The sequence below is a fragment of the Pseudacidovorax sp. genome, from assembly GCF_017991995.1.
Lineage (GTDB): Bacteria > Pseudomonadota > Gammaproteobacteria > Burkholderiales > Burkholderiaceae_C > Xenophilus.
The window spans coordinates 85,281-106,101 of the sequence record NZ_JAGOPN010000001.1 but is presented as its reverse complement, the minus strand read 5'-3'; the positions used below and the strand labels follow the sequence as shown (position 1 = coordinate 106,101).

Sequence of the window (20,821 nt, the reverse complement as noted above, 5' to 3'; positions counted from 1 at the left end):
GAACCAGGAGTAGCCAAGCCGCGCGGCGGCGGCGCGAGCGCTCATTAGCGTCCCTTTCCAGGAAGCCGCCGCTGGCAAATGACAGCCTATGGCCGGTTGCGTGTTTACCCGGACGTGGAATCAAATTGGGATCAGAACAGGATCACGAGCCGAACGGCGACTCGCCGGTGTGGCGACGCAATGGCGCAGACGGCCAAGTCCCGACCTCCACGACCGGCTGCTGCGTGGCGGCTCGGACCGGACCGGATGCATTGATACAGCTATTGATGTATGGTTTCCTCAGGGAGAGAACAATATGAAGCTGTTCGAGGAATGGTGCGATTCGACCAAGGAAGAGGATGAGCGAAAACGCTACTGGCTCTACACAGAATCTCCGGGAGGTCGCGCGAAAGTCAGCGGCCATCTCGCGGTCACCGTTCGCTCTCACTACGACCGCCTGGAGCGCATCGCCGAAGACGTAGCTCGTCTTGGCTTTCCAGCGGCGGCAGAAATACTTCAGAGCGCGCTGCCTCAGACTCCCAAGTCCCGTTCTGGTGACCTCGGTGAGATCCTCGCCACTGAACTGGTGGAAGAGGAGATCGGTCTCCGCGTCCCAGTTCGTCGACTTAGGTACAAGGATGGCCGAAGCATGGCCATGCGCGGGGACGACTTCATCGGGGCTGGATATCTAGGCGAGCATCTTTGGCTGCTCAAGGGGGAGGCCAAGAGCAATGCCGTTCTGGGCAAATCAACAGTAACGAGCGCGCGAAAAGTCCTGGACCGGGACAGTGGACGCTGCACACCTGACTCTCTGCTGTTCGTTGCCAACCGTCTACTCGAAAGCACCGATGCAGCCGACAACGCGCTCGGTCGGGACTTGCGCGACGAGGTGGGCGTGAAAGCTCTGTCGTCGGACCGCATCGACCACATGTTGTTCACGGTCTCCGGAAACGGCCCCCATGCATCACTGAGGGCCGACCTTGGTGCTGCGGGCGTCGATCGCGATCACTACGTTGTGAACCTTCATATTGACGACCACCAAGCCTTCATCGCCAAGGTTTTCAAAGAGGTAGGTGACCTTGGAAACAACTGAAGAACTTGAGCAGTTCCTGACTGCGGCGACCGAAGATGGCCTGCTTGGCCGCTTGCTCTATCGCGGAGCCGCCTGGTCTTTGATGCGCGTGGATGGTGTCCTGCCGGAGGATGTACAGCCGCTTGGAAAGACCATCGAGGTCGATCTCGCAGAGCATGGATTCGCTCTACTTCGCGCCGCGATGTCGTTGCGAAGCAAGGCAGGCTCTTCCCTGATTACATCCAAGGCCTTTGAGCGAGCTGGCAACGCATTCGAAGCCATTGTGCGCAACGGCGATCCCGAGGCGGATGACCGAGGCTTCAAACGCACACTTGCCGCCACGGCTTACCACCTCGCCGGATATTCTGCGGTTGCCTACTCACTGTTCAACGAGGTGTCATCCGATCTGAACTCGGCGCCGGCGGAAGTCGGGCTGATGCGTCTCCTGCTCCGTGACATGGATGGTTTGCGCAGCATGGTTCGGGAGTGGCTCGCCTCCCGGGAGAACAGTGACGAAGGGCTGTCCGAGGCGCTTCAGGGAGGAGAATCCGTAGAAGCGGTCTTGGCCACGATTCTGAACACAAGCCTATTCAGAGCATTGGCCTATTTCGACTTTGCGTTGGAGACCGGGTCTGAAGAAGCGATTGCCTCGGCCGTCGAGCTGTTGTCACTCACCGCCAAGTTGGCCGACATCGCCGCAAACGTCCCCTTGTGGTGGATCTCGAGCCTGTGCAGGCACCTTGTTGATGACCTCTGGGGGCACTCTCTGCACCAAGTCCTGCCAACCCAAGGGCCGGACGGAAGCGAAGAGACGTATGAGGACCTGCGGGCACTTTTCATTGGCGTCCTTTTTTCCCGCAAGGTCTCCGAGGTCGAACTTTGGCCGTCGCAACGTGAAGCCGCTGCAAGATCCACCGATCTAGCTGACGACCTGGTCGTTTCACTTCCGACGAGCGCCGGCAAGACCAGGGTCGCCGAGATCGCATCGCTGATGACGCTATCTACGGGGCGACGCGTCCTGATAGTCACTCCCCTGCGCGCGCTCTCGGCGCAGACGGAGAGGAGCTTTCGCAAAACTTTTGAACCGCTGGGATTCAGCGTCTCATCGCTGTATGGCGCCAGCGGCGTCTCTTCGAGCGACGAGGATGCGCTTGGTTCTTGCAGCATCGTCATTTCTACGCCGGAGAAAATTGACTTCGCACTCCGCAGCGACCCTGAGTTGCTGAACGACGTTGGTCTGATTGTTCTGGACGAAGGCCACATGATTGGGCCGAGCGAGCGAGAGATCCGGTACGAGACTCTTGTTCAACGGCTCCTAAGACGTTCTGATGCAGGCACTAGAAGAATCGTATGCCTCTCAGCGATATTGCCGAGCGGCGAGGAGCTTGACGACCTCAACATGTGGATTCGCGCGGACGAACCTGGCGAGACGGTGAGATGCGATTGGCGCCCCACTCGTCAGCGCTACGGGAGACTGACTTGGCGAGGGTCAGACGCATTGTTGTCGCTCGACCTTGAAAACGACGGACCGCGCATCAGCAAGTTCGTCGAACAGGTCGCGGCGCGCGGCAAGGAGAAGAATCCGTACCCCCGGGTGAACGCACAGCTAACGCTGTTTGCGGCATGGGAGTTTGCGAGAAAGGGAAAGCGGACGCTGATCTTCTCGACGCAAGCAAACTGGGTGGAAGGCTACGGCAAGAAGGTTGTCGACTTGACCCGCAGAGGCTATCTCGATTCGTTGCTGGACGACCAGGCATCTATCGTCAGAGCGGTGGAGATTGGCAATGAGTGGCTCGGCGAAAAACATCCTGCGGTCGTCAGCCTGAAGTCCGGTGTCGCCATCCACCACGGGCGCCTTCCGAGTCCCTTCTTGCGCGAGCTCGAGCTCCTGATTTCCGATGGGACTCTCAAGGTCATAGTCGCTTCGCCGACTCTGTCGCAAGGCCTCAACTTGAACGCTGCGGTTCTGCTGGTTCCCGCGCTCTACCGCGCAGGTAAGCTCATCGAAGGGGAAGAGTTCGCCAACGTTGCGGGTCGCGCCGGACGAGCATTCGTGGACGTCGAAGGCCTCATAGTCCATACCATCTTTGACAAAGTCGATTGGCGCACCAGGGAGTGGAAGGAGCTAGTTGCTTCTACCAAGGCCCGAACGCTTAAGAGCGGTCTCATCCAGATCGTTGCGGAGATACTGGTGCGTCTATCACGCGAAGGAGTTCTCGGGCGAGACGACGCTTGGGAATATCTTTCAAACTCACGAGAGGCCTGGCGCTCCGCAACAGAAGAGGCTGAACTGACCGCCCGCCTCGCCGCTCCCGAGGACGCTGCACAAGCTGGAGGGTCGGAAGATGAGGATTCGGATGGTGACGATGAGACCGAGCGAAGCGTCGACGAAGAACCGCTGGCGGCGCTGGTAGAGCGCCTTGATACAACGGTGTTTGGGCTTATCGAAGCGCTCGATTCCGAGACAGCTGATTTGCCATCACTACTTGATGCAGCCCTCACAGGCTCGCTCTGGGCTCGACAAGTGCTGCGTGAACCGGAGGGGACGCGGGAGATTCAACGACAAGTCTTTGCCGCCCGAGCCAATCTCATCTGGTCCAACACCTCCGCATCTGCCCGAAAGGGCCACTTCGCGATGGGGGTTGGATTGGATGCAGGTCTCACCCTTGATGCGATGGCGGACGAGCTCGAGTCGCTGCTCGACGAAGCTGACCTTGCCGCGATCTCTGGTGATAGCGACACGCTCACGACCTCTCTTGCGCAGCTCGCAGAGCGGCTGCTTGTCGTTCGCCCATTCATTCCCGACAAGAAGAATGCTCTCCTGGAAGGTTGGCAGGAGACTCTTGCCCAGTGGGTGACCGGGACGGAGGTGGCGACGATCGGGCCAGAAAACATGAAGGTGGTCGAAGAGGCGTTCACCTACCGGTTGGTGTGGGCGCTAGAGGCACTCAGGACGCGTAGGACGAGCCTGGGCTGGGAGTCCGAGCACATTGCCGGTGGCGCGGCAGCAGTCTTGGAGACTGGCGTCCCAACGCTACAAATGGCAATGCTCATTCGCGCCGGCCTGCCCTCCCGACGAGCCGCTATGGCCGCAGTGGAATCTGCTCAGCCAGACTTCTTTACCCCGGCAGACATGCGCGCCTGGCTTCAATCCAACGAGGTGGAGGAGCTCACAGACACGGGTGTCTGGCCAACGTCTGAAACGTCCGAGCTCTGGCGACGTTTTCTCAAGCAGATGTTGAGCGAGAGCGTGTCCGAATGGACCGTATCTCGCTCGGCGCGTGCCCTTGACATCAGCGCTGATGATGCACCTGCTGCAGGCCAGTATCGGATCGATCCGTCCGGCGATGACGGTCGTGCAAAGCTGCTCACTCCAGACTACGGCTTCGTTGCGAACTTTAAGAAGGCGCCCCGGGATCAGGCCCCACGCCTGCTGTCGGCAGTTGCCGCGGGCGGAAAGACGGTTGTGAGCGTCATTCGAATAGGTCGAGGAAAGATGCGTTGGCCGTTGGCAAACACCTGAGCCTAGAGGAGACCGGCCACTCGAGCCTGGAACGGTGCCTCGGCATTCAAATGGCCGGTCTCTGAGGTGCAGCGACCAGACATGCCGACGAATGTCGAATGGCCGGTCATGACAGACGCAGCCGATCGGACCATCGAGCCCGAGTGACCGGGATCGGTCTGAAGCTGCCCGTCGGCATCGCACGGGCAGCTAGGCAGCGGGTGCCGTCGTTCGCATTGCCGAACTCGACGCCCAAAAGCGGCCGTCCAACTCTGAAGCTCTATCGTACTGTCAAGTCTTCGCTGCTCAACCCAGCACGGCCTTTTCCGGCGCTACATAACGCCTCGCGGGATCGCTACGATCGGCTTACATTGATCGTAGCTGGCTGTTTCCCGGAAAGTCGTTCATAGCGGCGTCCAGCAGCGTGTCCATCGTGATATTGCCCCCGCCGCCGTTGTGGATCAGGCGGAGCGCCGCGTACCAAGCGGCCTGCCCATTGCCCGCCGGCGAAAGCGCCGAAGGGTCTCCGCCGGCACGAGACCAGATCTCGTTGTGCCCTGGCCCGCTGGGATAGAGCTGAGCCATGACAGGTGCGACCTTACGCCAGTCGATCGTGAGAGAACTTGGAGCCCCGGCCCCCAATGCGGGTGCAGCCGGGGCCGGTGCTGGTGCCTGTACTGCGGCCGCGTCCTCGCCCTTGAACCAGCCGCCCTTGCGCAGGGCAAGTGGAAAATTGTTCTCGGTGCGGGCCCGCAGAACAGGATGTTGAACCGTTCCGGCGACGGGATTTTTCGGGACCTGCTCAGAAAGGTACGTGAAAAGATCCAGCACACGCACAGTCCCATCGTCGGCGCCACGCGCATGCCCCCGCAACCCCTCAAGCAAGAAGTGCGTGAACAGGCTGTGCCCACGCCATGGTGAGGTCATCGACACCTCAGTCTCTCTACATGAAGCAATGACCACACGCCCAGCGCCCGAGGAAAGCTTCTCCAGCGCGGCGTCTCGAAGACCTGGCAGCATGCCTTTGGATTCCCCATCAGCCTTTACGTGCGCCGCGGCTTCGGCATGGCAGGCGTCCATCAGCAGCACCACCCGCGCTGAAGGAATCGCCTCGAGCAGTTCGGTCAGCTCCTGCGCGAGCAGGCCGGTACCGTCTGGATCACCTGGCACACAGTCCGCAGGGTAGAGGTAGCCAGCGTACTCCGGTGCACCAATCCTACGGCCGCCGTGCCCTGAGAAGAAGACAACGACGGTGTCGTCCGGCTTCGCCGTTGCCGCCAGCTCGCGCAGTGCGTCGACGATATTGCTCTTGGTCGCCTGCTCGTCCAGCAGCAGCCGGACCTGCGAGGGCGGGTAGCCGCACAGCGTGGGGTCGCACAGGATCTGCACCACCGCTTCCGCGTCCTCGCGGACTAGGCTGGGCAATTGCAGCGAAGGGCAATATCCCTGGCCGATGCCGATGACCAACGCCCGTCCACCGTCGAAGTTCACTTTTTTCTGGGTCATAGCCAAAAGCGCTGCCGCTGGAGCTGCCGCAACGTGTCGTTGTAGGGGTGCTGCGCAGCCATTTCGTGAAGGACGGCTTCCGCCCCAGGTGCCATGCCATTGCGCAAGCCGCGAATGCATCGGTGCCAGCTGGCGCGGCCAGACCCTTCATTGGACAGATCGCCCGGATGTCCGCCGCTGCGGCTCCATAGCTCGTCATGCCACGGCCCGCTCGAGTAAAGCGTCGCCGCCTCCGTTTCGAACGCGTCCCAGGCCTCGTCTTTGGAGAGCGGTGGCGGCAAGCCAAGCTTGTAGCTGACCCACAGCACGTCGATGGGGCCGAGCAGGCGATAGCACTCGCGATACAACGGCTTCAAGTCCGTTCGGACAACGAGCAGATCCTTCGCATCGCGGGCCGCGTCGCGCCACTCATTCGCCTTGATGAGCTCGCCCAAGGCCTTGGAGGCTGCCTCGCTGAGGCGCAGGGCGCTCTGGCTGAGATCCCTCAGGAAGTTATAGACCTCGCGGTCACTCTCGAAGCCGAACTCGCTCAAATACAACAAGAATGCCGCGGGCGCCCGTTGCAGGACGTCGATCAGATAGCCGCGGCGCTTGACGATCGCGACGATCACTTCCGCGAGGCGGGGCTCCACAGACGCCAGGCTCTGCTCTTCGCGCTCAAATCGATCCAGCCAACCGCGCGCGGTCGCGTCGAGGATCTGGGCCGAATGAGGGCTTGGAATGAGATCCCAGGCGCGCTCGCGCTCGTTGACGTCCAAGATGTTGGCGAGCGGCGTGGTCGCGACTACGCCCCAAAGCGACTCGACCGCCATCTGCGCGGCGATGGTCTCGCCGAGGCCTGTCTTGCGGTTCGGCAGAGCATCCAACACTTCAGGCGATAGATCGAATGCCTGTTTGAGCAGCAGGAACCACTCGAAACGCTTCCAGTCGAAGCGCTTCATCACAGACGGCGTTCGAACACAGGCCTGGGAAGCCATCTTGGTCACATGCTGATCTTGGATCGCGATCGCGACGTCGACCACCTCTGCATCGCTAGCCTTGCTGAGCGCGCCGGTCAGCAGCACCTGCGTTGATGCCTTGGTGGCCGGCGACACAGCCAGTGCGGCCTCTACAGCTTCAAAGGGTGGGCGGGAACGCGCCAGCAAGACGCCACACAGGTGCCACCAACCCTTGGCAAGCAGCCCAGGCACGAGCGCATCAGCGACGCCGGCTGCAAGCGAATCGTCGACGACTTCCAGCACGCGCTTTTCGTGGGTCGGATCCAGCAGCGACAGCAGTCGCGACGCTTGGGCAGCCTCGACCCTCAGCAGTTGCCAGACGGCTTCAAAGCCGCGTTTTTGAATCGTCTTGGCCTCGCTCGCTGCACGAAAGCCCGCCTCTACCGCGGCCAACCACATCGGCGTGGGCTTGCCAGTTTGCCAGGCAGCGAGAATTTCTTGCAGGCCATCCGCATGGGCGGTGCTGGCCCTGTCCTTGACCCACAACTGGACGGCGTCGGAAAGCATGGACGCCTCTGCCAGCCCGGAAAAATCCAGGTTGCGCAACGCCTTCACGTTGTCCACGGTCCAATTCGCCGCTGAGGCCAGAACCCGCTTGGTGGCCCCCAGTTTCACGGCTTCAGCCGTCGCTAACTTGTCACTGGCATCAATCAGCGTGCGAAGCAGCAAGATGTCATCGACCGGCGTGCCTGGCTTGCGCCAAAGATCGAACGCCTGCACGGCAACGGCAACGGCAACCGGCGAGTCCAGGCGAAGCCCGGCCTGCTTTGCAAAGTCACGGACCGAGGTTTCGCCAGGCCAATCCAGAATCGTCGCGGCATGGGCTCCCGCCTGGATCGGCGCCTGTAGATCGATCACCTGCGCAGGGAGCCAGCGAGACATGAGCGCTTCAGGCGTGCAGACCACGGCCAGTTCATGGACGTCGCCGGGGCCGAAGCTGAGGCCGAACGTCAGCTTGCTTCTGTACTCTGGCGGCGCCCTGCGCCAGATCTCGAACATGGTCTCCTCAAGGCCTTGGCCCTGACGGACCACGATAGGCCTCGGCCCGTTTCCGTTGAGCGCCGTGGCAATCGCGACCGCGCCCTGCGACGGCTCAGCGACGTTCTCCGCATTCGACGGAGCACCCAGCTCGATCGGATCGAGCCCGTCTCCCTCGGACCAGGGCGACTCGAGGATTGCCGCGATCGGGCGCAAGTCGCCGAGCGACTCGACATCGGCATGCGGAATGAAAGCAGCCCTCGACAACACCATGCCGCCGCGATTGGCGGCAGCGTCACGGCGCGTGTGGACGAACATCAGCCAAGCGCCTTCCCTAATCAACCGGAAATACGGCGCCCACTCAACCCCGGCTGGGCAGGTCTGCGGCAGGTCGGTGCGCCATGAGACGTTTCTGAACTGCCCTGCAAGCCCTGCATCACTCGCCATGAGGAGGGCGTGCCCGGCGGCGGCTCCATATATCGCTTGGTGCAGCCGCATCAGTTCCCCGACATGTCGGCCAAGCGCACGATGGGAACCGTCAGATCAGGATTCGAACGGCCATCGGCCTCCACGACGAAACCCGAGTTCTCGGGACCTCGGTCGATGAAAGACTCGTTGGCTTGCTTCATGTCTAGCTCACCCCCCAGCGCGGACAGGCCCAGCACCGAGGCGCGCGCCCCCCAGTTGCTCCGCACGAACGACGCCAGCAACGGCAACTGCTCATTCAGCAAATCATTCGGCTTGGTGCCTTCGGGTAGCTTCAACTCGTCCCAGCACGACAGCAGCACCACCAGCGGCGGCACCGGTCCTCGCTCGTGGAGCCCGCGCGCGTGCAGCAGAATCTGGAGAAGCTCGACCAGGCGTGCCTGAATGGAGCGCCTCGGCTTCGTCGCCTCGCCATCCGGCGTGCGCACGACGTGCGCCAGCGGCTTGCTGAAGATGTCGTCGTCGGCTTCCGCCAACTTGGGGCGCACGATCAAGACCCAGCCGTGAGCGGCCTGAGTCCGGTCCAGCCACTCTCGCTTCATTGCCCGGCTGTCGATCAACTGCCTGACCTGCTCGCCTGCGTAGTCCGGCCAAGTCAAATCCATCGCCCGGCCACCCGCATCGACGACCGGCAGGACCACGTCCTGATAGACGCCCGACGGAGTGTGCTCTGCCAGCAAGCCGGCACCGAGACGCCAGCGCACCTCGTCGAAAGCGGAGACGTCTGCCGCAGCCACTCGCAGCTTGATCTCGCACTTTTCAGCTTCGATGCGCTCGAGCAACTGCGCGCCGTAGTGGCTTTTGCCGTTATCGGATTCGCCAAACAGCGCGATGCGAACGTTGGCATCCGGGCCGCTCATGCAAATGCTCCAAATGTCTGGAAGAGGGCCCGACTCGCGTCTTCGCGCTCTTCGCGCGCGACCATGGCGGGCTTGGCCGACAGGGTCCAAGCCAGCAGCTCGACGATTCCCTGGCCGCGGTTTCGCGTCTCTTCACCGGGTGCTGGGAGCATGCTGACGCGAAACTCCTGGTAGTGGTAGAGGCTGCGCTGGGCGGCCTCTTTGATTCGCTTTTCCATTTCAGGCGACACGGTCACGTCGCACTTTGTCCATACGAGTGCGACCGGTCGCCCCGCCGCTTCTGTGCCGATGCGACGAAGTAGATTGACCAAGGCGACACGAGCCTGCCCGCGTTCAGCCCCCGCCAGGGCCTGAGAGTCTGCGATCACCAGGAAGACATCCGTGCGCTCGGAAAGCCAACGCGCGCCCTCGCCCTGCGGGCTGGCTTGATTGGAGGCCCAGTAGCTGAACCATTCCCCAGGCGCGTCAGCTGCCACCAACTCGCACCGCCCCTGCGGCGCATCGAGCGCCAGGTGGAGCATCCCCGGTTCTCGGCCGCCCCCCGTAGAGGTATGGGGCGGGAACGTGGGCCCGCTTGCCGAAGTCCAGCGCAAGCTACCGGCGATGTTCTCCCAGCCTTCCAGGGTGACAGAGCCGGCAAACTCGACGCCATCGGGCCGAATGCCCCGGGCAATCAGCAGGTAGAACGCCGCGAGTAGCGAGGTCTTGCCCGCATCCGACGCGCCAGCGAGCGTCAGCAACTTCAACTTGGAAGCGCCGGCCACATAGGGCAGATCGGCTGGCCCCATGGCATTGCCGGTCCACGGAAAGCGAAGCTGACTTTCGGCGCCTTCGCCATTTTCCGCCGGTGCTTCAGCATCAGCGGCCGCCGCCCCCTTCGCAAAGTAAGGGCAATCCTCGGGCGGATCGCCGTGGACGCACGTCATGGTGGGTGCGTAGCAGCCGTGGTGCGAGCAATCGCTACTCATCAGCCGCATCCTCAGCCTCTGTGGCCCTCTGGATTTCCTGCACGGCTCGCACGGCCATCAGTTCACGCAGCAGCCAGACAGCCCAGCCCTGGTAGGTCAGCGTCGGCGCACAGATCGGGACGGCACCGTCCTTTTGGAGAACGCCCGTCATCACCAAACCGGCAGGACGCTGGAACGCCAGACGGCCATCCAGCGCAGCGCGCGCCGGCGCGTCGGCCGCCTGGATCGCACCAATGCCCTGCGCGTCGTTGCCCAGCCCAAGGGCCAAGATCGTCTCCGACAGGAGGGCGTCGACGGCGCGCTCATATGCGTCGGGCAGATGGCCAGCCAGATCGGCGACCGCGCGGATAACGGCTTCGGCTGCACCGAGCTCGCGGTAGGACTTGTCGGCGGACTCTGAATACAGCGACTGGCGCCACCACAGCAGGCGCATCGACCGCTGGATCGCCGGATTAATCGCACCCAGGCCGGTGATGCTGTTGGCGACGCCCTGCTGATTTTTGTCGTCGAATCTAGCCGCTTCGGCAATGGCAAAGTCGATGTAATCAGCAATGATCGGCGCCAGCCGGTCAGAAAAATCATGGATCCACGGAGGGCCGACGTTGGACCAGTGGGGATTCGGGTTGTCGCCCGCAGTCCCGGCGCGGTTGTGCGGCCCCACCGCCGCCTCGATGCGCTTCAATAGCTGCGCTCGGTCGATCTTCGTGGCCTTGACGACGTTAGGCAGTTCCGTGCTCACTCCTTGGGCAGGCACGGCCAGTGCCCCGCGCTCTTCCGCTAATGCGGCCTCGGCGGCGTCGACGAGCAACTGGATGGCCTTGGCGTACTTTCCCAGCTCGACGGCTGTCACGAAGTTCCGCATTAGCAGGGCAACAGCCGTGCCCAACGACGGCTGGCTCTCGATGGCGGTCACCAGCGCCTGAAGCGCGACCCCGCGATACAGCGTGTTGGCCTTGCCGTCGCGGAATACGCTTTGGTAGGTGCTCCAGTGGTTCCCGATGGCGCGGGCCGCGTCATCGAACGCGTCGGCCGGGTTCTTGTCGTCATCGCCCAGGATGGCCGCCAGTGCCGGGATCGCCATGGTGATGGGCCTGGCAGCGAACTCATCAGCCAGAGCCGCTGAGGCCGCCTGCAGCTTGTCCAGCCGCGAGTCTTCACCGTCGAGATCAATCAGGCTCACCTGCATGAACGCCCGAAGAACTGCTGCCGACATCGTCTCTCCTCCTATGTTCTAGATCACGGCGTCGCCCCGAAGCGCGCCCACCAAGGTCGAGCGTCGCTGTACACGAGGGTTAGCATACCCGTTGAAAGTTTGTAACACGGATGCGCGCGAGCGCCGTACGTTCGTCGAGTCGCGCCATTGTTAGCCCTCGCCGACTGCAGTGGGAAAGCGACATCCGCACGGGGCAGAAGCTTCGGGAGCACACAGGTGCGACAGCGACCATGAGCTACACCCGCGTCCTCAATTTGGACGGTGGCGCCGTACGGAGTCCGCTGGACACCCGGACCAGAAGCGCTCCGCCCTAAAGCAGGCGCTCGTGAACTTCGGCAATCAGTCTCAAGCTGCCCGTCGGCACCGCTCGGGCAGCTATGCAGCGGTTGCAGACCTTCGCCCGTTCCCTTCCAAGGACCGCTCAAAATCGGATCACCGCCATGGACGCGCTAATTCGACCCAGCGATAGAAAATGCAGCGGTTGCGGTCCTTCGCCGCCGCCCTGCCAGAGACGGCCTGCTGATGATTCGCCACAACGATCGGACTTCGGATTGGCTCAGCGCCAGCAACAAGCCTTGTCTGGCACGTGGTCTGCGCAACAAGCTGCGGCATGGTGCTAGTGAAACAGCTGCCGATTTAGTTACTCGCCGCGGTGCGCGTGGGCAAACTGCTCTGCAGGGTGGCCGCGCATGAGACAAGTCCTCGGCTGAGATTGGTCCGATTAAGCAGGTCGCGCTTAAACACACCCGAAAAGTCGGTCCGCGTCTTGTCGAACGCAAAGTTCACGGCTGCGAGGGGCATCAGCGCGTTGTTGATCGGCTTGGTGATCGTGATAGCAGTCTGTCCAAGGTTCTTCGTGGCCTCTTTCACTTGAGGGTAGTTGCCCGCGATCTTGGTGATCTCGGCGACGACTCCCACGCCTTCCTTGATGGTCTTGATCTCTTCCTGCATTTAGTCTCAGCTGGCGCAAACTGCGCCAAACGCAACATGGTTCACCGGTGTGGCCCGATGGCGATCGCCCCCGGCCTCCATCGCTTTGGTGATGTGGTCTTTATGCGTCGCACCCTCGGCTCGATAGTGGGGTCGCAAACGAAACCGCACGGAGAGCGAACGCTACAAGTATCCGGACCGATACGAGCCGGCGCGCCAGTCCCCAAGCCCTTTGCTCACCTCGCGCCGTGCAGATGCATAGTCGCCCGCTGGTCGACGCCTATTCAAGAGCCACAATCCACCTTCAATCACTCGCATCTGATAGTCCGGTGGGATCGATTCGTCGTTGCTGATCACCGTCAACGCGTCCCCGTACGCCACTCGCAAGTTTGTCGCCAGCACAGACGACGTGCAGCACGAAAGGTCCAACGTTCCTCGGAAGTCGCGCGGGATCGCGCCAACGATCGCTTGCCCGCTCCACATGCCATCGAACAGTTCGAGCGCATTGCCCTTGCGAAGATGAGGATCAAAGGCCTGATCCACGATGTCTCGAGACATCGCGGCCCCGAGCAGCGGCGACATGTCCAGTTGCGCTGCGCCTGACGGAAAGCACGCCCGAAACGCGCCTCCATTGATCGCACGATTCAGTGACTCGCAAAAGCTCTCGGCCGAGCTGCCGCTCCAACCGTCGCGCACACTTCGAAACGCGTCGGACCTCGGCCCCGACCACTTCAGCAGCGCCTGAAACCGGTCGTTCCAGCCTGGCAGCAAGTCCAAGCTCGAGACACTGCTGCCGCGCCAATGGGCCAAGACAATGACTGCGTCGTGCGACGAGAGTGCGGCCTTCAGATCCGCAAACGTCGCGCACCGATAAATCGTTGCCTTGGCCGCACTCGCGGTCGCGAACAAATCAGCAGCTGCTTCTCCGACGACTTCATACAGCGCCGAGAATTTTCCGAGCTGGGCCCGGTCTCTCTCGCGCGTTCTCTCGCCATACTCCCAAGGTACCGGCGAGCGGAGCCGCAGCGCGCACTCCTCGATCGAGATTGGAATCCCGATGACCAGCGCCACCTTCTCCGGCGAGTCGGACTCGTCATTCACCGGCCGCGACCAACGTGACCTGGCCCTTTTGCAGGTCGAAGCGGAATGCACTCTTGCCCACCCCTTCGAGGAAGGCGTCGACGAAGCGGGCGCTCTTGTTGTCGCGGTACAGCCGTTCGGCCACGCGCGTGATCGCTTCTTGAACGTCAGTCTGATCACGTTCCGCAGAGGCAAGCGCGGCTTTTGATGAAGCGACGGCAGCGGTCGGGTCCGTGCTCACCGGTAACCCATCCTTGTTGCGAACAGAAATCTTGACTCCTTGGTCTCGACCGTAGCGCACCTCGACCAAATGGCCGCTCTCTGCGGTCGGCTTGTTACCGAGCACTTTCGCCTCCGCCCATGTAGGTCGCTCCGCCAGTGTCGCGACGAGCCGCCCGCGATCGATCACACCATCGACAGATCGGCCAACGTCAGTGGACAAATGAACGACCTTGCCGCTCTTCGTCCGAAGGCTGAACATCTCGCGAAGTGCCTCCATGCCGCCCGCAAAGTACTTGCGTGCAGTCGAGATTGAGTCTTCGAACGACTGCGCGCGTGTGGGTAAGGACCTGCTCATCACTTCCGCCCCCTCGGCGATAGACACCGCGCGCTCAACCGGGAACCCGGCAAAGAGGACGTTCCTGCCGCGGGCTGCGCCGGCGAGATCGTCGCGCACACCCGAATCGCCCAGAATGGCTCGCGCCTTCGGTGGCGGCTTCATGTCGACGACGAACGTCACGTTGGTATCGGATCGTTCGACGTAGACGTCGCACCGGCAAAGCGCCGCCCTCTCCATCAGGCTCGCATCCGGGACAGGCAGATCGCCGGCTTTGGCCAATGCATCCACAAAGCTGGTCGGGGGCGCTTCGGAGAGCTTCAATGCCTCGAGCATCGGCCGTTCGACGGCCTGCGCCGGAGCCTCCTTAGTGACCAGCGACCGCGCGACGGCCGCACTGTTCCCGGCTTGCTCCTTGGACACCGCGACCGTTGGCCGCCCGCCGATCCAACGCAGACCGCTTCCCGCCTTGGTCGCAGCGGCTTGAACATCCCAAGGCAGACCATCGATGTTGTGTCCGCCGACCGAGTCCGTCTCGGCGACGTTTTGCGACAGCACTACGCTCGGGGTCTGGATCGACCCGCGACTCTCCGCTTGCGCGGTCGCCGCCAGAATCTTCAGAAATACAGCATCCAAGTCCTTCGTGTCGGTGGCACGACTGCGAAGCTCTGCCCCAACCGCTTCGGCGAGCTTGTTCTGGGCCGCGAGCGTCGTCAGCGAAGCGCTTTTGGCCTCGACGTCGGATTCAACGGCCACAGACTCACGCTTGATGGCTTCGAGTTCGTCCTTCAACTCCGCAATTCGCTTGGCAGCCGGATCGACGAATGGAGGCTCTGAGGCACCAACCGGTGCTCTCCAATCGCAGCGAAGAAAGGTGGTTCCTTTTTCCTTGACCGTAGATACGCTGCCACTAAACGACGCGCAATGAGTTCTGAACGCAGCTTCAGATCGTGCATATGCTTCTTTCAGCTCGGACACCGCCACATTCCAACGTTCTTCAAATTGCGAGAAGGACGCAATCTTCAGATCAACATCGGACTTGATGGTGAGCATGCGCTGTGCTTGGTACTGAGGCGTCGCGAGCAACTCAGACAGCTGCGCCGCCGTGACCCCCGCACGCTGCATCGCCGTGTGCAAATCGGTTGCCGGCGCGCCCTCCGCCAGCGCGACCTTGACACCGTTGGGCGACCCTAGCATCGCCGTCAGCCATGGGGTCGTCTCGGTCACGAGCAGCTTGGACACGATGTCCGAGCGGTCGACGGCCTTGGCGACTGCAGCGGCTCCTGCACCGACCGCCGCGAACGGCTTGGCTTCGCCCAGAATCTGATACAGGAAAACGTTTTGCGCAACGCGCGCGAGGATCGGATCTCCACGAGTCGCGAAGTATTGGCTCCCCACGTTACTGGCGCTGGTCGCCACGTCAATCGGCGACTTGACGGTCTTGTCGCGATCTTGCCTCGCCTGCAGTCGCATCCGAACTGCCTTGGACTGCGAGTCATCCGGAACGATGTACGACACCGGCAACGCCGTGGTGCCCACCGACGAGACGACTCTGCCCTGCGGTGAGTCGCTGACGGCTGCAAAGCCATTTGTGTTCCAGTTAAAAATCAGACTTGTCGACAGTGCTCTTTGCATAACCCAGGTCGACGCGGGCAGCTTGCCAAACGGAAACTCGCTCGGCGACGGGTATTCGAAGCCGGCGTAGTGCACGCGCGAGCATTCCGACCACGACTTCAGTTGCTGATCTGCGATGTTCAACAGCGTTCCAAATTCGCTGTCCTGCAGCTGCTTGGACAAGTAAATCGGCGCCCAATCCCACCCCTCGTACGCGCCGCTGCCGATCTTGCCGGCGAAGATCCGCTGGCGCTCGTAGCTTTGCCCCAGCGGCTGTCCCAGACTCTCCGCCAGCGACTGGAGCGTCTCAAACCGCAGTGGCGGCAGGACGGCTAACGACTCCGAGCGGCTTCGCCCGAACATCAGCAGCCCACCTCGCTTGGGCTTCAACGCGCCGACCAGGTAATCACTGGCCACCGCGAACTTGCGGAACTCGGCGCGCACGTCGGTTAGCCGAGTGCCCGGGGGGATCACCAACATCACGATGCCCGAATTTGGATTGACCAGCGTTGAGGGCAGCTCAAATGCGCTCGCTTCGCCAAACGTCTTCTGACCGCTCGCGCCGGGCGTCAGATCATTCCAACCGGGCCGCTTCTCTTGGGACAGTCGACTCAAGTCGCCCGCCGTGACCTGAAGGTTTGGCAACGCACCGACCGGCAGCTGAGGCAAGGACGCCGGGCCGATCGCCTCAACGTAGAAGCCAATACGAGTCCCGAACAACGTGGCGCCGATAAACTCGAGCTTGCTTGCCAATTCAATCGGAACCACGATGGGATTGGCGTCCGGACCCGGCAACGACAAGGTGTCTCGGCCGGACAGCGGAAGCGAGATCACCCAATCCTCGAGCCAGCCGTCCACGCCCACCTGATACCGCATTCTGCGAATGGCCTCCGTCGGCACTTGGAAGGCGGCTCTGAAGAGCTCAGCATAGCGTGCCCGCTCCGCCAACGGAGGCGGCTCTGACACGACGACTGTGGCGCGCGACGAATCTGACGACACAGACAAGGCGATGGACTGGTAAGGAAACGGATGCTGCGCTCGAAAGCGTCGCCAATCTGCGCACCCTGTGTCGTCTGCTGGGCACGGCGCAGCGGAAGCGACGGCCGGCTGTGCCACAGGGGGCGCGCATTCGGAGGATGCCTGTTGCGCGACTGCGCAGTTCCAAGCCGCCAAGACCATGAGGAATGCCACGACGCGCATACGCACCTTCCAATCCAGCTAGAAGCCCGCCGCTTGTGCGGTACGCGGCATCGAGCTGGTCAATGCGGCGCAGTCAAAATGCCCAGATAACATAGGGTATCGGCTGCTGCTTCGCCTCCATCATTTGGATGACTGCACGTTTGGCGCCCGGTCTCCGCCAACTGACCCGCACGTTCCGACCGCGGGCGGCAGCAGCGCTTCGAGCAAATTGAACAACGCCGGCAGCTCACGCGCGATGCGCGAGGCCAAGAAACTTGGGCTTGCCGTTGACGCACGGCGCCTGCACACTCTGCGCGTCCGAGAGCCCGTTCGCAGCGCGAATGCGAGACCCACACCGGGCCCAGTTGCTCTGTCCCCAACAAAAATGGAGGCGACGTCGTAACCTTGGCGTCGGTCGCTGATCAAAATGTCGCCCCAACTTGCAACATTGCTCGGCTTTCTGGCGACGCACTGGCCGATCTTCTTGGCCGCCGCCATCGGAGCGTGCGCGGCGCTCGTCCCCTGGCTCCTCTTCAAGGGTCGACGCAGCACGTCCCGCCGCAAAGTTGTCATCGCTCGTAGGAAAGTAGAGGTCGACGAGGACGATGTCGTCATGATGTCTCGCTCGGAGACTGGGGGGGGACGAAGCGCGATCATCTTGTCCGGGGACGGCCCGATCAAACCCGGCGCCAAAGGAGCGCTACGCGATGGCTCCGAGTCGATCGAACGCTCCGATATCTCGCTCGGAATTGATCTGCCGAAACTTGTCCGCCCCGAAAACCTTGGCCCCGACATCAAGATGAATCGGGAGAGCGATGGCGGTGGATTCACAAGCGACAAGGACTCCAATCCTAACGATCGCGACTACAGCTTGCATTTCCGATTCGAGGGAGACGGCTACGACAACGGTGCGTTGCGACGCAATGCCGCAACACGACTCACCGTCTCCGACCTAGCCAACCCGAAGGATCACGCGACAGCCACCGGAAGCAAGCTAAAAGCCGTCGCGCTGGCCGACGGCACCCTCACGGTCTTGCTCACTGTGCCGGACGGTGTGAAGCTGGTCAGCGAACAAGTTGTCTTTGCCAAGTTCCAGTCCGCCGCGCTGGTCAAGGAAGTCGGTTTCGATTTCGTCGTCATGGACGACAGCGCTGCCGTGCTCGACTTTCGGCTTGATCTGTATGCGGCCGGCAAGCTGCTCTATGCCGTGCCGCTATCGATAGCCGTCAGCGCGCCAGGCATCGAACAACCCGATCGAAGCAGCGGGTCGGTGCCACACAGGCCATTGATTCTTGACCTCGACGCCCCGGCGAAGGCCAACCCGAGTAGCGGTCTCTTGCTGAGCATGTCGGTCGGCGATGACGGTCTTTCGATGACGCTGGTTAAGAACACCGGCGGCACGGTCGACTCCCTGTTGACTGCGAAGGTCCGTGAGCTCAGCACCGTGATCGTTCAAACATTGCTAGACGAGGTTCGCAACGAGCTCGGCACGGACTACTACAACACGGCGGCTTGGACCACGCCCGAGCCTGGGCGCGATAACTGGCGCGAGGACCGCGACTTGCTTGATTGCTGTGAACGTGTCGCAAGCGCCGGATCGCTACTGTATCAAGCCATCGCCAACTTCGAGCCGTGTCGGAACATTCTGGAGTACATCGACACCCAACCCACGGGGACACGGCTGACGATTGCAACATCGGGCCTGTCGCTGCCCGTCGAGATACTCTACCCGCGGCGGTTCAGCAAGAACGCTGCGGAGACCGTGAAGAAGGCTAACCCCGCGGCGCCTGACTTGTTTTGGGGGCTGCGCTACGCGGTGGAAATGCTGCAAAGTGGACCGGGCAACTATCGCGAGATGCGCGCACGCCATTGGCGAGCGGAGCCTGAGGTCTCATTCAACCTGAACTCGACGATCACGTCTGAACAGAAGCCCGACCCGATGGCAATCCATCAATCGTTTGCGCGAAGACTGCAAAAGGAAGGCATCCAGTGCAGCGTGACGGACGACTGCGTCGCGATGAAAGAAACCTTGCTCGCCGGCAATAGCACCGCCAGCGTCATCTACGTGTATTGCCACGGCTCAGCCGCCGTCCCGAGCCAAGGACAGGCCGAGGCTCTGCAGTTGGACTACGACTGCTTCGCCAGACCGAGGGATGCTGCAAGAGATACACAGTTCGCTAATGCGCCGGTCGTCATCCTGAATGCTTGCCTCGCGGGATCGACCTCGCCGTTGATGTTCACCGGCTTTTTGAAGGCGTTCAGGGAGCAAGGTGCGCTCGGCGTGATTGCGGCGACCTTCTATGTGCCGATCCAGTTCGGCGCGAAGTTCGGCGCAGAGCTCGTTGAAGCCTGTCTGCTGGAAGGCCCCCCGCTGTCCGAGAAGGTGCGCGTGCTCCGAAACGCCAAGGCTGCACGAGGGAACTTCTCGCCGCTCTTCTACAGCGTGCAGTGTCAGCTCGATCGCTAGATTGCCAGGAGAGCAGATGAAGAAGCAAACGATCATCATCAGTGATCTGCACATCGGCGGCGGCGCCTCCGACCCGGGTGACGACCACGTTTATCAAGGCCAACAGCTCGAGCGGCTCGTCAATGAACTCGCGCAGCGACCGCAAGGTCAAGCCGGCGACATCGAGCTGTACATCAACGGCGATTTCCTTGAATTCGCACAGACCTTGCAGGACGCTTATCGCGGTCGCGATGCAAAGTCATGGTGCTCCGAAAGCGAGTCGATCCTGAAACTGCGCGCGATCCTGGCTGGTCATCCCGGAATCTTCGCCGCGCTCTCGAAGTTCATGACCCTCGGCAATCTGGTCACGGTGGCGGCCGGCAACCACGACGTCGATCTGTACTGGGACTCAGTTCGCAGCGAATTGTCGCAAGCCATCCATCCCGACCTGGGGTTTGAATTCGGCAGCGAGTGGGTCGAGCGCTACGACGCAAAACTTCAGATCGCTCATGGCCACATCCCTGACCCGGTCAACACCTTCAAGCGTTGGGACGAACCGTTCATCGACGGCGAGGCCGAGCCCAGGCTCGAGATGTGCGTCGGCACCCTGTTCATGGTGAAGTTCGTCAACTTCCTTGAAAAGGCGTATCCGTTCGCAGACAACATCTACCCCGTGCAACGGCTGGCCGAGATTCTGGCCAAGAACGATAAAAAGGGGCTTTTGGTGGTCGTCTGGGCCTTCTTGCGCTTCGCGGCCAGATACCCTGTCGCAATGTCAATCGAACCCGCGCAAGCAAACGGTCTGCTCGGGAAGCAGTTGCTCGACTTGGTCCAGCGAGATGATCGCGTTGCCGAGGATCTCGCGAGAGTCGCAGCCGTGCCCATTGAAGTCCTGCGGCGCCAACTCCGCTCGGAAGAGACCTTGTCGGAGTTCCTGCTGCTGCACTGGCCCGACATCTCTTCGCTGGCCGCCTGGGACCAACTGCCTAAGTCGGTCGTCCTCAGCACCGGCGACACACAGAACTCGCTCGGAACGATCGTGGGGAGCTCCGCGTTCGGAAGGGACTCGCTGCGGGTGACCGCCAGAAATCGAGCGTCGAAGGTGGAAGCCACACAAATCGTGGTGATGGGCCACACTCACATACCGGACGAACATATCGCGACCCACAAGGTCACGTACTTCAATCCGGGGAGTTGGACGCGCTACGCAGAGGTGACGAACGCCGGCGAGCTCACGCTGGATGACTTGCGCGACGAGAGTAAGTTTCCATATTCACTGAACTACGTGCAGGTCGACGAGCCCGACGCGTCGGGCCAGCTCCGCGCGACGATGGTGACCTTCGAACGCAACGCTGGCGCGATCAAATAGAGTTGCCGAGGCTGCGCAAGATCCTCGCCTATGCGCGCTTCAGTCACAAGGACATCAACATCCAGCTCGCGCGCGAAGCCTTGAA

Annotated in this window: 12 protein-coding genes; 4 read left to right on the top strand and 8 right to left on the bottom strand. The window is 61.9% G+C overall.

Annotated elements, in window-relative coordinates:
* Positions 1 to 295 precede the first annotated feature (295 nt).
* A complete protein-coding gene (locus tag KBC94_RS00495; protein WP_294365113.1) occupies positions 296 to 1,072 on the top strand; it encodes a Hachiman antiphage defense system protein HamA in 777 nt (258 codons plus the stop codon).
* A complete protein-coding gene (locus tag KBC94_RS00490; protein WP_294365111.1) occupies positions 1,059 to 4,574 on the top strand; it encodes a DEAD/DEAH box helicase in 3,516 nt (1,171 codons plus the stop codon). Before KBC94_RS00495 ends, KBC94_RS00490 begins: the two co-directional genes overlap by 14 nt.
* 345 nt (positions 4,575 to 4,919) lie before the next feature.
* Here the strand turns inward: KBC94_RS00490 and KBC94_RS00485 are convergent, their stop codons facing one another.
* From KBC94_RS00485 to KBC94_RS00450, 8 genes are all read right to left on the bottom strand, one after another.
* The gene (locus KBC94_RS00485; RefSeq protein ID WP_294365108.1) at positions 4,920 to 6,059 is read right to left on the bottom strand and encodes a caspase family protein; all 1,140 of its coding nucleotides are present in this window, start codon (positions 6,057 to 6,059) and stop codon (positions 4,920 to 4,922) included.
* Positions 6,056 to 8,533, bottom strand: a complete 2,478-nt coding sequence (locus KBC94_RS00480; RefSeq protein ID WP_294365105.1) for an effector-associated domain EAD1-containing protein — start codon at positions 8,531 to 8,533, stop codon at positions 6,056 to 6,058. The genes KBC94_RS00485 and KBC94_RS00480 overlap by 4 nt, the downstream gene beginning before the upstream one ends.
* Entirely contained in the window at positions 8,533 to 9,381 is an 849-nt protein-coding gene (locus tag KBC94_RS00475) for a hypothetical protein (protein ID WP_294365104.1), read from the bottom strand. Before KBC94_RS00475 ends, KBC94_RS00480 begins: the two co-directional genes overlap by 1 nt.
* Positions 9,378 to 10,307, bottom strand: coding sequence for a hypothetical protein (locus tag KBC94_RS00470; protein WP_294365103.1), 930 nt, complete (start codon positions 10,305 to 10,307; stop codon positions 9,378 to 9,380). Before KBC94_RS00470 ends, KBC94_RS00475 begins: the two co-directional genes overlap by 4 nt.
* A gap of 34 nt (positions 10,308 to 10,341) precedes the next feature.
* The gene (locus KBC94_RS00465) at positions 10,342 to 11,562 is read right to left on the bottom strand and encodes a GTPase-associated system all-helical protein GASH (protein ID WP_294365100.1); all 1,221 of its coding nucleotides are present in this window, start codon (positions 11,560 to 11,562) and stop codon (positions 10,342 to 10,344) included.
* 636 nt (positions 11,563 to 12,198) lie between these two features.
* Positions 12,199 to 12,513, bottom strand: coding sequence for a hypothetical protein (locus KBC94_RS00460; protein WP_294365097.1), 315 nt, complete (start codon positions 12,511 to 12,513; stop codon positions 12,199 to 12,201).
* 162 nt (positions 12,514 to 12,675) lie between these two features.
* Positions 12,676 to 13,593 (bottom strand): hypothetical protein, encoded by a 918-nt coding sequence (locus KBC94_RS00455; RefSeq protein ID WP_294365095.1) that lies wholly within the window; start codon positions 13,591 to 13,593, stop codon positions 12,676 to 12,678.
* Positions 13,586 to 16,600, bottom strand: a complete 3,015-nt coding sequence (locus KBC94_RS00450; protein WP_294365091.1) for a hypothetical protein — start codon at positions 16,598 to 16,600, stop codon at positions 13,586 to 13,588. Before KBC94_RS00450 ends, KBC94_RS00455 begins: the two co-directional genes overlap by 8 nt.
* 748 nt (positions 16,601 to 17,348) lie before the next feature.
* Between KBC94_RS00450 and KBC94_RS00445 the strand changes: the two genes are divergently transcribed.
* Complete coding sequence (locus KBC94_RS00445; RefSeq protein ID WP_294365088.1) at positions 17,349 to 19,388, top strand: CHAT domain-containing protein; 2,040 nt, start codon at positions 17,349 to 17,351, stop codon at positions 19,386 to 19,388.
* 16 nt (positions 19,389 to 19,404) lie between these two features.
* Positions 19,405 to 20,736, top strand: coding sequence for a hypothetical protein (locus tag KBC94_RS00440; protein ID WP_294365085.1), 1,332 nt, complete (start codon positions 19,405 to 19,407; stop codon positions 20,734 to 20,736).
* The last annotated feature ends 85 nt before the right edge of the window (positions 20,737 to 20,821 follow it).